This is a genomic window from Pedobacter sp. V48 (genome assembly GCF_000523515.1).
In the GTDB taxonomy this organism is placed as follows: domain Bacteria; phylum Bacteroidota; class Bacteroidia; order Sphingobacteriales; family Sphingobacteriaceae; genus Pedobacter.
On the sequence record NZ_AWRU01000030.1, the window covers coordinates 1 to 14,799 of the forward strand.

General features: G+C 38.1%; 9 protein-coding genes and 2 pseudogenes. 2 read left to right on the forward strand and 9 right to left on the reverse strand.

The genetic code is table 11. From position 1 onward, the window contains the following. Window positions 1–74: 74 nt before the first annotated feature. The 4 genes and pseudogenes from yajC to N824_RS20110 form a co-directional block, all read right to left on the reverse strand. Window positions 75–407, reverse strand: coding sequence for a preprotein translocase subunit YajC (yajC, locus tag N824_RS20095; RefSeq protein WP_048906945.1), 333 nt, complete (start codon window positions 405–407; stop codon window positions 75–77). A gap of 22 nt (window positions 408–429) precedes the next feature. Next, window positions 430–900 (reverse strand): annotated as a pseudogene (locus N824_RS20100) (DUF1573 domain-containing protein). A 6-nt stretch (window positions 901–906) separates the two neighbouring features. After that, the gene (gene nusB / locus N824_RS20105) at window positions 907–1,800 is read right to left on the reverse strand and encodes a transcription antitermination factor NusB (RefSeq protein ID WP_235207223.1); all 894 of its coding nucleotides are present in this window, start codon (window positions 1,798–1,800) and stop codon (window positions 907–909) included. Window positions 1,801–1,890: 90 nt separating this feature from the next. Beyond that, window positions 1,891–2,979, reverse strand: a complete 1,089-nt coding sequence (locus N824_RS20110) for a Glu/Leu/Phe/Val dehydrogenase (protein WP_048906948.1) — start codon at window positions 2,977–2,979, stop codon at window positions 1,891–1,893. Between the two features lie 111 nt (window positions 2,980–3,090). Between N824_RS20110 and N824_RS20115 the strand changes: the two are divergent. Next, a pseudogene (locus N824_RS20115) lies at window positions 3,091–4,883 on the forward strand (ABC transporter ATP-binding protein). A gap of 69 nt (window positions 4,884–4,952) precedes the next feature. Next, window positions 4,953–5,282, forward strand: a complete 330-nt coding sequence (locus N824_RS20120; protein WP_048906949.1) for a DUF3276 family protein — start codon at window positions 4,953–4,955, stop codon at window positions 5,280–5,282. Between the two features lie 79 nt (window positions 5,283–5,361). Here the strand turns inward: N824_RS20120 and N824_RS20125 are convergent, their stop codons facing one another. The 5 genes from N824_RS20125 to N824_RS20145 form a co-directional block, all read right to left on the reverse strand. Further along, window positions 5,362–6,780 carry a DUF1501 domain-containing protein gene (locus N824_RS20125; protein WP_048906950.1) on the reverse strand — a complete coding sequence of 473 codons (1,419 nt, stop codon included), beginning with the start codon at window positions 6,778–6,780 and terminating at the stop codon, window positions 5,362–5,364. Window positions 6,781–6,816: 36 nt separating this feature from the next. After that, entirely contained in the window at window positions 6,817–9,183 is a 2,367-nt protein-coding gene (locus tag N824_RS20130) for a DUF1549 domain-containing protein (protein ID WP_048906951.1), read from the reverse strand. Between the two features lie 139 nt (window positions 9,184–9,322). Further along, complete coding sequence (locus N824_RS20135; RefSeq protein ID WP_048906952.1) at window positions 9,323–11,851, reverse strand: family 20 glycosylhydrolase; 2,529 nt, start codon at window positions 11,849–11,851, stop codon at window positions 9,323–9,325. Between the two features lie 12 nt (window positions 11,852–11,863). Continuing rightward, on the reverse strand, window positions 11,864–12,985 hold the full coding sequence (locus N824_RS20140; protein ID WP_048906953.1) for an acyltransferase family protein: 1,122 nt from the start codon (window positions 12,983–12,985) through the stop codon (window positions 11,864–11,866). Between the two features lie 20 nt (window positions 12,986–13,005). Next, the gene (locus tag N824_RS20145) at window positions 13,006–14,796 is read right to left on the reverse strand and encodes a RagB/SusD family nutrient uptake outer membrane protein (protein WP_048906954.1); all 1,791 of its coding nucleotides are present in this window, start codon (window positions 14,794–14,796) and stop codon (window positions 13,006–13,008) included. Window positions 14,797–14,799: the final 3 nt, after the last annotated feature.

Consider the following 14,799-nt stretch of genomic DNA (forward strand, 5'->3'; position numbering starts at 1 on the left):
TAGGCCATAAAATTTGTCCGGTTATAAAGTTAACCGGACAACAGTGAAATAAATTCAGGATGACGACCATCAAATTATGCCTTTGGAACTTCTGCAGCTTTTGGAGCCGCTGCTTTGGTTGCGTCTAAAGAGATTGCAGTTTTATCAAAACGAATTTTTGTGCCGCCTTCAACTTCAATAAGGAAGGTAGTATCGTTCATGTCTACAATTCTACCATGTATGCCAGCAGTTGTAACTATTTTATCTCCTTTTTTCAAATCTTCAACCAATTTCTTATGGTCTTTTGCTTTTTTTACCTGTGGTCTGATCATGAAAAAATAAAATACTACCATGATTAATACCATTGGCACTAAAGTACTTAGCATGCTGCTACCACCAGCTGCCTGCAATATTATTGTTGATATCATACTATTGTTATATAAATTTATATTATTCTTTAATTTCTCCTGTTAAGTGTAATTCAATTGCACTGTTTAGTGCATTAGATTTAACCGAAACTATTTTATCTTGTCTGCCTGTTTTGCCTGCGCTGTTAAATACAACGTTAAGCTCGCCCGCTTGTCCCGGTTTAATTGGCGTCTTTGGTATTTCAGGAACGGTACAGCCACAAGTTGCAATGGYYYCGRTMNTTATTAACGGCATCTTGCCGGTATTCCGGAATTTGAAGCTATAAGAGACTTTTTCGCCTTTTTCTATTTTACCGAAATAATAATTATTAGTTTCAAAAGTTAGTACTGGTCCATCTGTATGACGGATTGCCTCCGCTTTAGCAGAATCAGCACTTGCTGCAATTGCAGAAGTGTCAGTAATAGTTGAAGCTGCATCAACATTTTTGTCAGTTTTTGATTGGCACGATGCTAATGTTAACGCAACTGCCGCCAGTAACAAAATTTTCTTCATAAATTTTTATTCTTCTATAAGTCCGCGACCAATTTTTTTAATGCTGTTGGTTCTTTTAAGATCGCCCATAATTTTATCCAAGATACCGTTAATAAATGAATTACTTTTCGGTGTACTGTAATCTTTTGATAAATCCAGATATTCATTTATAGTTACCTTAACAGGTATTGACGGGAAATTTAGCAGTTCACAAATTGCCATCTTCATCAATATTGTATCCATTAAAGCAATACGCTCAGACTCCCAGTTTTTTGTGCGTTCTGCAATAAGTGCCTGATAATCTTTATCATTTCTAAGGGTGTAGATAAATAGATCTTCAACAAATTTGCTATCCTCGTCCCAATCCTGACTGATAGGCGTAAGTTTGTTTGCGAATGCATCCTCTGATGTAAAATTTTTGATGGTTTTAGCAACCATACCCTGCATTACCTCTTTATCAACAGACCAATTGATAAATTTATCTTCAAATGCCTGTATAATATTATGGCTTTTAAGAATAATTTTTCTAAAGATGTATTTGATAATGGTTTTAGATTCTTCCAGATCATTTACTTCATCTGCTAGATAAGCAGTGTATTCTGGAGTAACTTTCAAAGAGTTGAAAATTGCTTTTACAAATTCAGGATCCGCCATCCAGTTGATTTTGTATTTATTTACGGCAGCAACGAAATCCGGATTGTTCTTTAAAGTAACTGCAAATTTATTGTTTTGCAATTTTAAGTTCGGATTAAGATCTTCTGCAGTAGGCAGGTGCTTGTTAGCACGTTCTATTGCATCAACACCGGTATATTCCGTAACCTCTACTAAAAGTGAAAGCATCCATATGTACATTTCATATACATTATCAATACTGTGCATAAGAGCCTTCTTTGCTGAAGCTAAATCTCTTTTGTCTGTCATGTGCCAAGCAAATATATTTTGCAAAGCTTTAATTCTTAAGTGCCTTCTGTTTAACATGAATGTAAGAACGAGTGGTAAATTACCTGTTTATTAAAATGATGATTTTATTTTCTTTATATCTATTATTCTTTGTTCTGCAATGCGGTTAGCTGCCCATATTGTTGGGATATTATCCTTTTTAGACATTTTAATTACATCGCGCGTAGCATTGTAAATGTTCTCTGTAAGCTGCATTGTACGTTTTTTACCATATCCTGTAAGCTCAGAGTAACAACTGATTAAACCACCGGCATTGATCAGATAATCAGGAGCAAATAAAATTCCTTTATCTAACAAAAGTTTGCCGTGCAATTGTTCATCAGCTAATTGGTTGTTAGCAGAACCCGCAATAATAGCAAACTTCATTTTTTCAATGGTTTTTGAATTTACCGTAGCCCCAAGAGCACATGGAGCATAAATATCGGCATTTAATCCAAAAATTTTATCTGCAGAAATTGGTTTGGCCTTATAGGTACGTGCTACATGTTGCAAACGATCTTCATTGATATCGCTAATGTAAACCTCTACATTTTCTGCTCTTAGTAATTCAACCAAGTGCTCACCAACATTACCTATACCTTGTACCACAACTGAACGACCAGCAAGCATATCAGTACCAAAAACCTCTTTAACACAGGCTTTAATACCAAGAAAAACCCCTTTTGCTGTAGTTGGTGCCGGATTACCTGCTCCTCCTAATGACTCAGGAACTCCTGTAACATGTTTGGTTTCCATTTGGATATATTCCATATCTCTTGTATTGGTACCAACATCTTCAGCAGTGATAAATTCTCCGTTTAGATTTTTGATGAATCGGCCATAGCTGCGCATCATGGCTTCTGATTTTCCTTTATAAGAATCACCAATGATTACAGCATTACCCCCACCTAAATTAAGGCCGGTAATGGCCGCTTTATATGTCATTGCCCTTGATAATCTGAGCACATCCTCAAGTGCTTCAGCTTCGGTAGCATAATTCCACATTCTTGTACCCCCTATTGCAGGGCCCAATGTAGTATCATGAATAGCAATAATCGCTTTTAAACCGGTATCGGGATCATTACAATAAACAACCTTTTTATGCCCAGAGGCACCAATTTGATCTAAAACTGAATTTACGATAGAACTATTACCAGACATATAATTTTGTTTATCAGATAAGCCGCAAAACTAGTCAAAAAAACATTATTTACATTGTTTTAACTAAAGTCTTTAAAAAATTTATCTTCATTTGGCTAACTTTACCTCCTCATGAAACACCTCCGGTTTTTAAACAAGTACTTTTATAAATATAAATGGTGGATTATTCCAGGAGTTTTCTTCGTGATTATATCAAATATTTTTGGTGTAATCCCAGCTCAGGTTATCGGTCATGCGTTCAATTTAATTACCGAGAACATCCAGATTTATGGTTTGTTTTACGGATTTGAGCGTCGTGAGGTTATTTACGATATTTTCTCTTACAGTTTGCTATACTTTGGTGCACTTGTTTTGGTGCTTTACCTTTTAAGGGGACTGTTTCTATTTTTTATGCGCCAAACGATCATACTCATGTCCAGACACATTGAATATGATATGAAAAACGAGATTTATGCACACTATCAGGAACTAAGTCTGGGTTTTTATCGCAGAAACAATACAGGTGATCTGATGAACCGGGCTACTGAAGATGTAAACAGAGTAAGGATGTATGTTGGGCCAGCAATTATGTATGCCATAAATACGGGTGTCCTCTTTTTACTGGTTATTTATGCCATGTTCTCTSKTAASGCCACACTKGCTATCTTTTKTTTWTTGCCACTGCCGGCATTAGTTATCATAATTTATTTTGTGAATACAATGATCAATCGGAAAAGTGAACTCATTCAGGAGCAGCTTTCCAATCTATCTAGTTTTGTACAGGAAAGATTTTCGGGTATAAGGGTCATAAAATCATATGTTCGTGAAACACATACAAAAAAAGTGTTTGCGGCTGAAAGTGAAGGTTATAAGAACAGCGCGATGAGCTTGGTTAAAGTGCAGGCGCTATTTTATCCTACCATGCTTCTGCTTGTGGGTTTAAGTACTATCCTTACCATTTATGTTGGCGGAAAACAAGTGATCAATGGTTCCATAACAGCGGGGAACATTGCAGAGTTTATTGTATATGTTAACCAGTTAACCTTCCCTGTTTCCATGCTTGGCTGGGTAACTACTCTTATCCAGAGGGCTTCCGCATCACAAAAAAGAATTAATGAATTTTTACAGCTTAAGCCCGATATTAATTCTAATACGCAGGAAAAAAGAGCAATAAATGGGAATATCAGATTTGAGAATGTAAGTTTCACTTATCCAGATACCGGCATAGAAGCCTTAAAAAATGTAAGCTTTGAAATTGAACAAGGACAGTTCGTAGCAATTATTGGCCGAACAGGCTCTGGAAAATCAACTCTTGCTAATTTATTGATGCGGATGTATGATGTGGACGGCGGTAAGATAACAATTGACGACAAAGGCTTAAAAGACCTTAATTTGCAAGATTATCGCAWCSAAAKNNAGKCKTYRWAYMTCAGGAAGTATTTTTATTTTCTGACACGATCAAAAATAACATCGCTTTTGGTCTTGATAGGGTTAACGATCATGAAGTTGAAACAGCTGCAAAGAATGCTGCCGTTTATCACAACATTATTGATTTCGAGCTTAAATTTGAGACTATGCTTGGTGAAAGAGGAATCACCTTGTCTGGCGGACAGAAACAACGCGTTTCCATAGCCCGTGCACTGATCAAAGAACCAAAGATCCTGATATTTGACGACTGCCTTTCGGCTGTCGATACAAGAACCGAAGAAGAGATCCTGAATAATTTAGGTAGAATAATGAATGACAAGACAAGTATTCTTATTGCTCACCGGATTTCTACTATAAAAAATGCTGATAAAATTCTGGTTCTTGATGATGGTCAAATCATTGAGCAGGGTACTCATAACGAGTTATTGCAAAAAGGTGGCGCATATGCAGAAATGTATCAGAACCAATTACTTGAAGAAGAAAGTCAATCTGTGTAATTTCTATTTTGAACTTTAGTAATTATTCCTTTATATTTACCCGAACCAAAACCAAGAGCTATAGCAACCATGGGAGAATTTGACAACAAAGAGAGAGAAGAGGTTTTTTCAAAGAAAGTAAGAGCTGGTAAAAGAACTTATTTTTTCGACGTAAAAGCAACAAGATCAGGAGATTACTACTTAACCTTAACCGAAAGTAAAAAAAGACTGGAAGATGGTGTTTTTGTAAAACACAAAATCTTTTTATACAAAGAGGATTTCGAGAAATTTGCTGAAGGACTAAATGAAACTGTTGATTATATTAAAAGTCATCAGGAAGTGGTAGAAAAACGTTATGAATACTCTGAAAACCACGAAGGTGCTGGAACAAGGGTTCAAAACGACGACTTTTCATTTTAACAAAATAATAGAAAAACGCCCTGTTTGCAATAAACAAACAGGGCGTTTTTTATTCGGTTAACTTCTGAACCGATGAATTTCAGGAAAACAGATCCATTACGGGCTTACCTAACCCGTCGGGCGTAGTATAAAACGGCCTTTTTTCGACTAGATAATTCGTATCTGGAGCAATCCCAAGCGCATGATAAATGCTTTGATGGATTTGATCTATAACTATAGGATTTTCTATCGTTTTACATGGTCTTTCGTCTGCTGTTTTGCCATATACGCTTCCCTTTTTTATACCTCCACCAAACATTAGCATTGAACAGCCATCTGTAAAATGACGGTGCATACCGTAGTTTTTTATATCTTGTATAATATCTGGCTGCTCTACCTGCTCCTGTACTTTTGCATCGGGACGCCCTTCAACCATCATGTCTCTGCTAAATTCGCTTGCTAAAATAACCAGGGTTCTATCTAATCGTCCGCTCTTCTCTAAATCTTTAATTAACTGCGCTACGGGGCCATCTATTTGCTTTTTCATCTCTATCAGACGAGTATAACCATTGTCGTGGGTATCCCAGCCTTTAAATGGCTCATATTCGGTAGTTACACTAATAAAACGGGCACCTTGCTCTGTAAGCCTGCGTGCCATAAGGCAGCCTAACCCAAACTTTCCTGTGTTGTAAATATCATATATTTCTTTAGGCTCCTGGCTCAGGTCAAAAGCTTTGGCCTCGGGAGATTTTAATAGGATATATGCTTGTTCCATGGATCTTTTTAAGGATTCCTTTTGATAATCACTGCCATATTCACCCATTGGACTTTTACTAATGAGATCGTAATATAGTTTGTTCCGTTTTTCAAATCTGCTTGAGGACATACCCACAGGTGGCTGCACACTTTCTAATCCGGCAGAAGGGTCGGGTATTAGAAACGGACCAAATTCATTACCTAAAAACCCTGCAGTATGAAAAGCTTTCAACTCTTCTGCCTCACCAAGGGTAAACCGTTGTCCTATATCTATAAAAGCAGGAATTACCGGATTTAATGGGCCTAATTCTTTTGCGATCCAAGACCCAAGATGAGGAGCCGAAACGGATTGAGGTGGTTTATAGCAGGTATGCCAATGATATTGATGGCGCGAATGTAATATATGTCCCATATCTGCAGCTACATACGATCGGATCAATGTTCCTTTATCCATTACATTTCCAATAGATTGCAATCCTTCAGAAAAATTAATCCCATCTAAAATGGTAGGTACAGATTTAAAGGTACTCAACACACTATTAGCCTGCATGCCTTTGGAAAAGGGCGTATATTTCTTTGGATCAAAAGTATCGGTGTGAGCCATCCCTCCTGCCATCCATAATAAAATAACAGTATCTGCGGTTGCATGGTTACTTTTTGAATTGCATGAGGATAGCAAATTGGTAAGAGGAATGCCAGCAGCCATAGCAGCTAAAGTTGCTGCGCTCGTATTCTTCAAAAAGTCTCTTCTATTCCAATTCATCTTTTAAGATTATAGTTAATTTAAGCATAATTCGGGTTAATAGATAATCTGAAATTCGGGCAACAGTACCATCGCCCAGAATAAATCCTGAATAGCATCAACACCAGGAGATTTACCAAGAGCCTGTTTGGCTATTTTAATCTCTTTCTCAACCGGCTCCCTGCCTAAAGTTTTTAAGTAAATATCTTTAATGAGCAAATCGGTATTTTTAAAATTTGTTTTCCAATGCTCGGCACCATTTTTAAGTACAGAATTAAACCTCCAGCCATTGGTAAGCTCAAGAGCTTGTAGCAAGTTGGCTTGTGAATCTCTGCTGGTGGCTACTGTTTCTCTGTTTGGCCTACCTAAAGCAGTAAGAAAACTATTGTTTGCCACCAAAGAAGCACGAATAAAGGATGGCTTAATTTGAGGGTTATATCTAATGTTTGAATCAGCAAAAACAGGATTTATAACGCTGCTTACAGCATCCGTAAACTGTTCGGCCGACATCCTTTTACGTACCATTCCTTTAAATTTATAGTTCGGGTTACTAACCTGCGCTACTTCTTTAAAGCCTACTGAAGGAAGTTGATAGGTATTGGATGTGGTAATCTGATAAATCAGTTCTTTTAAATCAGCTTTGTTGGCAACAAAATTAAATGCCATCCAATCTAGTAAATCCTGACTCCATGGCTCATTGTCCATAACATCAACTGGCTCAACTAAACCACGGCCCATAAGTTGCGACCAAATCCGGTTTACTATAGTACGATAAAGTCGTCCGTCTTCTGGTTTAATTAAATTTTCGGCTAACTGTTTCCGTTTCTCCTTAACAGGTGCTTTGTTATCTATAGTACCAAGTTCTTTCCAAAGCATCCTGGCATCTACATATTTTCCGGTTGGTTTATCACAACGATTAATTTCCAGCGTTGTATCTGCAAAAATATTAGCAAAAGCATAAGCATCATCCAGCTTTAAATCGCTGATAAAACTATTGTGACAAGAAGCACATTTCAGATTAAGACCTAAAAATACCTGCGAAACATTTTGAGCTGCCTGCATTTCTGTTCTTTGACTGGCATTGACAACTCCGCGCCATTTTATACCTTCTATAAATCCTTTTGACTCTTCGGAAGGGCTGATTAATTCTTTTACAAACTGATCATATGGTTTATTCGTTTTTAATGACTTGAACAACCAATCAGTAATGTTGAAACGACCTCCTGTAATATATCCGGTTCCTGAATAATCGTTTCTTAAAGCATCATTCCAGAAACTTAGCCAATGCAATGCATAATCGTTATCAAGACCCAATAGCTTTTTAACCCACAGGGCTCTTTTATCTGGTCTTGCATCTTTTGAAAATGATTCCAAATCGATCGGGCTAGGCAACAAACCAATGATATCGAGGTAAATTCTCCGTAAATAAGTATGGTCATCGATTAACGAAGGCCATTTAATCTTGTTTTTAGCAAAATATTGGTTCGTCCATAAATCAACAGGGTTAGATAAATTATTTGAGGGAGCAGGAAGAACAGGATTGCGTGGTTCAAGTTTAGCCACTCTGAAAACGTTTTGCTTGGTGCCGTCATCTGGCCATGGGGCACCTTTTTCTATCCAAAACCGAACTATTTCAATATCTTTTTCAGGCAGTTTTCTCCCTTTAGAAGGCATTACATCTTTATGATCTGCGGGTAAAGAAATACGCTTAAATATTTCACTTTCCTGAGGATTTCCTGGCACTATAACAGGTCCATTCTCGCCACCCTTAAAAGCAACGTGTTTCCCATCAAGTCTTAAATCTCCTTTTACTTTCTCTGAACCATGGCACTTATAACAGCTATGCGCAAGTATAGCCCTTACTTCTGTATTTAATTCTACTTCCTGCTTTTTTGTAAGTTTAGCCGTATCGCCCTTTAATGCAACAAGACTAAAATTATCTGAGCTCTTTGTTTCATAATCCATGCTCCATGGCAATGTGCTGGAGAGGAAATCGCTTCCGTGCGTTAAATTAGCCCCAAAGTGTCCGGCTACAGAAACGCCTATTGCTGTTGAAAACAATAAGCCCCGGTAAATTTTAATTTGCTTAAGCTTATCCTTTTTGCGGATTTGGTAGAGAAAAGCAAGCGTTAAAACGCCAAGTGCAGCAGTTGTAAATCCTATCCACTGGTGCAACGTTAAAACATCGCCGCTATAATCTCCATCCTGATACAGCAACCACCCCAAAGCAGCAGAAATTATAGCCCCAAGTGATCCTGCAATAAGGAGGGCATCAATGCCTGAGCGTAGTTTTGAGTTAAAGTTTTTTAAAGTGAATAGCTCCAGTATAGCAGCAAATAAAAGCAGCGCTACAGGAAAATGCACTGCTAAAGGATGCAGATGGCCTAAAAAATCCCAAAGCCAGAATGCTATGTGCTGTAACATAATTAGATTTTATATTTGGTCTCAAAAAAATGAATTTTTCAAAAGGCAGAATAGTTATTCTACCTTTTGAAAAATCTCATAACTTGAATAAATATCCAATTATAATAGTTAACAAGCAACCTGTACTGTCTTGTCTTTCCTATTTATTTTGCACTTTAACCGAACGGCCAGATTTGCCTTCGGTATTAAATACTTTTAATTGTATTGTGCCTTTTGTATCAATAGCTGTTTTGAAAATACTGCTATTTATTGTCGGCTCTGTTCCATCTGTGGTATATCGAATTACAAAACCCGGCAATTGCACATTTGCAGTCACTCTACCATTTTCAATTGCCACCCCTGCAGTTGGAATACGGTAATTATAACCACCTGAATAATGATTTAACCTTGGTATTTCTCTTTTGCCTACAATGTTCACAAATTCAGACCAATCCTTGTTATACATTGCTTTGCTTTTTAGGGTATCTGCTTCAGTAGCCCATTCCGGATTTTTTGCCCAAGCTCTTTCAGCTACACCAAACAACTTTGGCAAAAGCATATATTCAAATCTTTCCGGGGTTTTAATGATTTCACTCCACAAAGGCGACTGTATGCCTACAATGTTTGATTTCCCAAATTCAGTAAGTGTAGTTTTCCCTTCCAATATCTTTTTATCAATAGGGTTACCGCTTTCATCTTCCTTTAAATTTTTGAATAGTTCATAAGGAACAAAATAATAAGGTTTATCTACATCGACATAACCACCCCAATACTGGCCGGTTTCATTAAAACTTTTGTTGGTTGCGAGATCCAGGTAAAGATTTGTAACGCAAGTTAATACAACTTTATATCCTGCATTCGCTAATTTATAAGCAAGATCCTCATTACCACTTAAGTTATTCCAAACATCGGCATGGAAATTCTCTTTAGCAAAACGATCATCAAGCACCATCTTCTTTTCTCCATTTACCAGTGCTTTTCTTAGTCCTATTTCTTCCCAGCCCGACAAATACAATTGCTTTGTTTTAAGCATATTATTGACCTTGTTGAAATAGTAATACCACATTTCATCTACCCCTTTAATTGAAATATCCGTTTTTAACAAATTTGCTACAGCAGGAGATTTTTCCCACACTCCAGCCGGGACTTCATCACCACCAAAATGTATTGTTACCAGTGGTGCATTGGCTTCTGTGTACATAATGCGTATTTCATCGACCACTTTTTCAAGAAAGTTGTACGCTGATGGTAGCGCCACATTGATTACATTATCATTCCATCCCTGAACAGATTCATATATTGATTTATCATTCAAATCTCGCAACAGATACTGTCCGGCTTCTTCCTTTTTACCTGCTTTCATTAATCTTTCGTACCTGGCATCCATAGACTTAATGGCGGCTCTTGCATGGCCGGGGGTTTCAATCTCAGGTATCACACGGATATGCCTTGCAGTAGCATATTTAAGGATTTCAATAAAATCGGAGCGTGTATAAAATCCGCTTCCGGAATTTACACCTATATCAGCTCCAGATCCGTACGATGGGAGAATATTTTTGCCATCATCAATAGTATGACCACGTTGCGAGCCAACAGTTGTAAGTTCAGGCAAGTCTTGAATCTCCAATCGCCATCCTTCATCATCATTTAAATGGAAGTGAAGCACGTTCATTTTATAAAGCGCCATCACGTCCAAAACTTTCAGTACCTCCTTTTTAGCTTGAAAATTTCGTCCTACATCCATCATGAATCCCCTGAATCCAAACCGGGGAGCGTCCTCAATTTCGACTGCAGGTACTGCAATTTCCTTTTGGATAGCTCCCCAAGATGTGGAAGGGAATAAAGTCTTTAAAGATTGTATACCATAAAATGCGCCTGCCGATTCGGCAGCTGTGACAACTATACTTTCTGGTGTAACGCTTAGTCTATAGGACTCACTACCGCTTACACTTCCTTTTTTAATTACAATAATGTTTTTAGCAGGCGGCTGAACAAAAGAAGGTCTTTTACCTAGTATAGCCGATAATTCATCGGCAAATAGATTGGCCTCATTCTCAAACTCAATTTCAGTTATTATCGAAACTTCTGGGGTCAATTTAAATGCCCCCTCTTGTTCTTTATACGATACAGGAGTTGGAAAAACTTTGGGCAATTTATCTAGAGGAATATCCTGAATAGATTTGTTCCGGCTAAATACTTGAGCCGCCACCTCAGCCTCTACTTTTTCGACCTGCTGAGCCGGATTTATATCTGTATGGTTGATATTATATCCTTTAGAAGGGTTTTTGTCCCACACCAGATAAAAACCTGATGAGAGATCTGTAATATTTTTTACCTCCGTTGAAACCACTTTGATCTTTTTTGATGCACCCGATTTTAAAGCAGCAAAACCTTTTAAGGGATACAAACGAAATAAGTCTCCATTTATATGTTTTACTACGGCACTAAGACTGTCGGTACCGGTAACCTCCATAGGTCTGGAGTTAAAGTAAATACTCCACCCTCCGGCAGGTAATGTTTGTTTGCCATTATTAGTAATGGTTAATACTGATAAGGTCTTGTCATCAATATTATTCAAGACCTCTCTGGTAATGTGGAGGTCACTAATCTTAAACGGCAATGCCGGTTGTGCATAAGCATTTATTAAACCACTAAAAAGTAGTGCAATTAGAATACAGAATCTCTTCATTTTGTTTGATAACTAAACGCGTATGTATATTTTTCTTTTATCGAGTATATAGCCTACCAGCCAACAGGTAAGCATAAAACAAATTGCAAAAAGCAATGAACCAACAGGACCAGGTGCGATAACCTGAAAAAACTTAGTACTAATCCACCCCCTGAAATCTAAACCAGGAACGATCACCCCTATGATGGTTAACAAAACCTCCGAAACAATGTAAATGAATAACGGATTTTTCCCAAAAACTGTAAAGAAACTTGTCCATTTTGTATACGATTTTACTTCTATAACATAAATTAGAGCTCCAATGATTACCAGATCCAAACCACAGGTAACCAAGACAAAAGAACTTGTCCATAGCTTTTTGTTTATAGGGAATACCGGGTTAAGGCATATGGCTATTAATATTAACAGGCCACCGGCAAGTAATAGTTTCGAAATTGTTTCAAATCCTTTTCCTTTTTCCTGTATGAATTTACCAGCAAAATATCCGATAATCACGTTCACACACGAAGGTATGGTACTCAATATCCCTTCAGGATCAAAAGCTATACCTTCGCCATGATACATATGCTTATCTCCCAACACATATAAGTCAAGATATTGGCCAGCATTTCCTGTCATACTAAACGGATCTGTCGCATCGCCAAATAATAACAATGCCACCCAATAGCCAATCAAAAACAATAAGCTGATAATGATTACACTTCTGGTGCTCAGGTAATGGATTAGCAACGATGCAATACCATAACAAAGCGCGATTCGCTGCAAAACACCTAAAATTCGCGTATTTGCTACAGGCGAGAAACTAATGCCTCCTCCTTCGTTGTAGCTGAAAAAAGGAAACCAATACATTAGATATCCTATGAGAAATATTAACAGTGTACGCTTAAGTATTTTTGCCAATACTGTTGAATTGTCCATCTGGGTAAACTTTTTCATAGAAAAACTCATGGCATTTCCTACAGCAAATAAGAAGGATGGGAATACCAGATCCGTTGGTGTAAAACCGTGCCATGCTGCGTGGTTCAGCATGGCAAAAGGCTCTGCTCCGCTACCGGGTGTGTTCACGATAATCATGAAACAGACTGTCATACCCCGAAATACATCGAGTGATAAAAAACGTTGTTGTTGGTTCATTGTTTTAGGTTATGTTCAGATTAATTATATCCTGGGTTCTGTTTTAAAACCGGCGCACCATTAGATTGGCTTAAGTCTATCTGGCGCTGTGGTATTGGGTAATAATCATTCTTGCCCTTAACAAATTTACCGTTCCTCACGTCAGATGTAATTTTTCCCTGATAGCTAAAATAGGCATTTAATTCCTGATCAGCTATACCCCAACGCACCAAATCAAAGAATCGGTGGCCTTCCATTGCCAGCTCTATCTTCCTTTCGTAATAGATCGCTTGTAAGGCGTAGTCTTTACCTTGACTTGTGAAATTTCCTGCTGGATATTCATTGATTTTGTAATTTGCGGCTGGTTCATCAGAGAATCCGGCAGAAGGGTCTTCATCATCTTTATATTTAAAAAGCCAGCTTTCATGATCCGCAGCTCTTGCCCTAACCCTGTTTACGTATTCCTGAGCTTTACCTAAACTTCCAATTTGTGCCTCACATTCTGCAGCCATTAAAAGTACATCTGCAAAACGGATAATTGAATAGTTAACAGCTGTTCCCGGTGCCCAGGTGCCCTGGTCTCCATCGCTATCTGCATTTTCACTCCAATAAACGTTCTTTTTTGGTCCATACGGACCGCCATAACTTTGGTCTCTTGCCCATGGTTTACCAGGATAAATTCCCCAGTCGTGATAAGGTACACCGCGACGACCGGCAGTCCAATCCAAACGCGGATCAAGTGTTCCTTCATCTGGCGTGAAATTTTGACCAGCCTCTATTCCCATATCTGTTTTTACAGGAAAACTATTAAAGTTTGTTAAGTATGGTAATCCTGTAGCCGGGTTTGTTCTAAAATGGTTTACCAAATCTATTGATGGCTGGAAGAATCCGCAGCAGCTAAAAGGGCTTCCATCCCCATAAGGAAAATTAAGCATGTCACCATTATTAGCATTTGAAGGGCCTGTTGGATCTGCATTTGCAGCCATTTGGATCACAAAAACTGCTTCCGGATTATTTTCTCTGCTTGGCAACCAGTTGTCTTCAAAATTCTTATTCAGGTCATATTTTAAACCTGAACTGGTTTGGCCTTGTGTAATAACCGCATCAAATACAGGTTTCGCCAGGTCATATTTATGCTGGTACAAGTAAGCCTTGGCAAGATATGCACCCGCTGCCCATTTATTTGCCCTCCCTATTTCTGATTGAGCAGGAAGTAAATTATCATAGGCATACTTCAAATCATCTGTAATTTGCGGCCATATATCCACATTGTTAGGCTGATTAAAGTTAGTTGTGGTTTCATCAATCCAGGGAACCATATTCCACATCTTTTTTAATTCAAAATAATAGTGCCCACGTAAAAAACGTGCCTGAGCGCCAATACTTTTACGTTCTGCTTCGCTCAAATCCGTGGCTTTTGCCATGAGTTTTAAAACATTATTTGTACGTGTAACACCTTCATATAGTGCTTTCCATTTGCCATCATAAAAAGCATTGGTTGCTCCTGAGTAAAAATTGGCAATTGGATCAATAGCCGGCTGATCTGCACCATCGCTTCCTTTAGAAGCATCGCCACCAACAACAGAGCCAAACACCCAGTTCGTTGGAGAGGCTTGCCAGGCATCGCCCCCGCCCAAGGCAACATCGCCTCCTTGCATACCATCTAAAGCGGCATAAGCGCCAATTAGCAGTCCATTTACACCATTTTTGTTAGCAACAAGCTCTTCTGATAATGAGCCAAGAGGTGGCTGTATTAAAGCCTTTTTACAAGAATAAAATAGTTGTCCTGTAAACAACAGCACGGCTAATAATATATATGTTGATCTTTTCATTTC

Coding starts and splice junctions, on each gene's coding strand:
- N824_RS20110 (WP_048906948.1), bottom strand. CDS start 2,979: ATGTCTGGTAATAGTTCTATCGTAAATTCAGTTTTAGATCAAATTGGT.
- nusB (WP_235207223.1), bottom strand. CDS start 1,800: ATGACAGACAAAAGAGATTTAGCTTCAGCAAAGAAGGCTCTTATGCAC.
- N824_RS20140 (WP_048906953.1), bottom strand. CDS start 12,985: ATGAACCAACAACAACGTTTTTTATCACTCGATGTATTTCGGGGTATG.
- N824_RS20125 (WP_048906950.1), bottom strand. CDS start 6,780: ATGAATTGGAATAGAAGAGACTTTTTGAAGAATACGAGCGCAGCAACT.
- yajC (WP_048906945.1), bottom strand. CDS start 407: ATGATATCAACAATAATATTGCAGGCAGCTGGTGGTAGCAGCATGCTA.
- N824_RS20135 (WP_048906952.1), bottom strand. CDS start 11,851: ATGAAGAGATTCTGTATTCTAATTGCACTACTTTTTAGTGGTTTAATA.
- N824_RS20130 (WP_048906951.1), bottom strand. CDS start 9,183: ATGTTACAGCACATAGCATTCTGGCTTTGGGATTTTTTAGGCCATCTG.
- N824_RS20120 (WP_048906949.1), top strand. CDS start 4,953: ATGGGAGAATTTGACAACAAAGAGAGAGAAGAGGTTTTTTCAAAGAAA.
- N824_RS20145 (WP_048906954.1), bottom strand. CDS start 14,796: ATGAAAAGATCAACATATATATTATTAGCCGTGCTGTTGTTTACAGGA.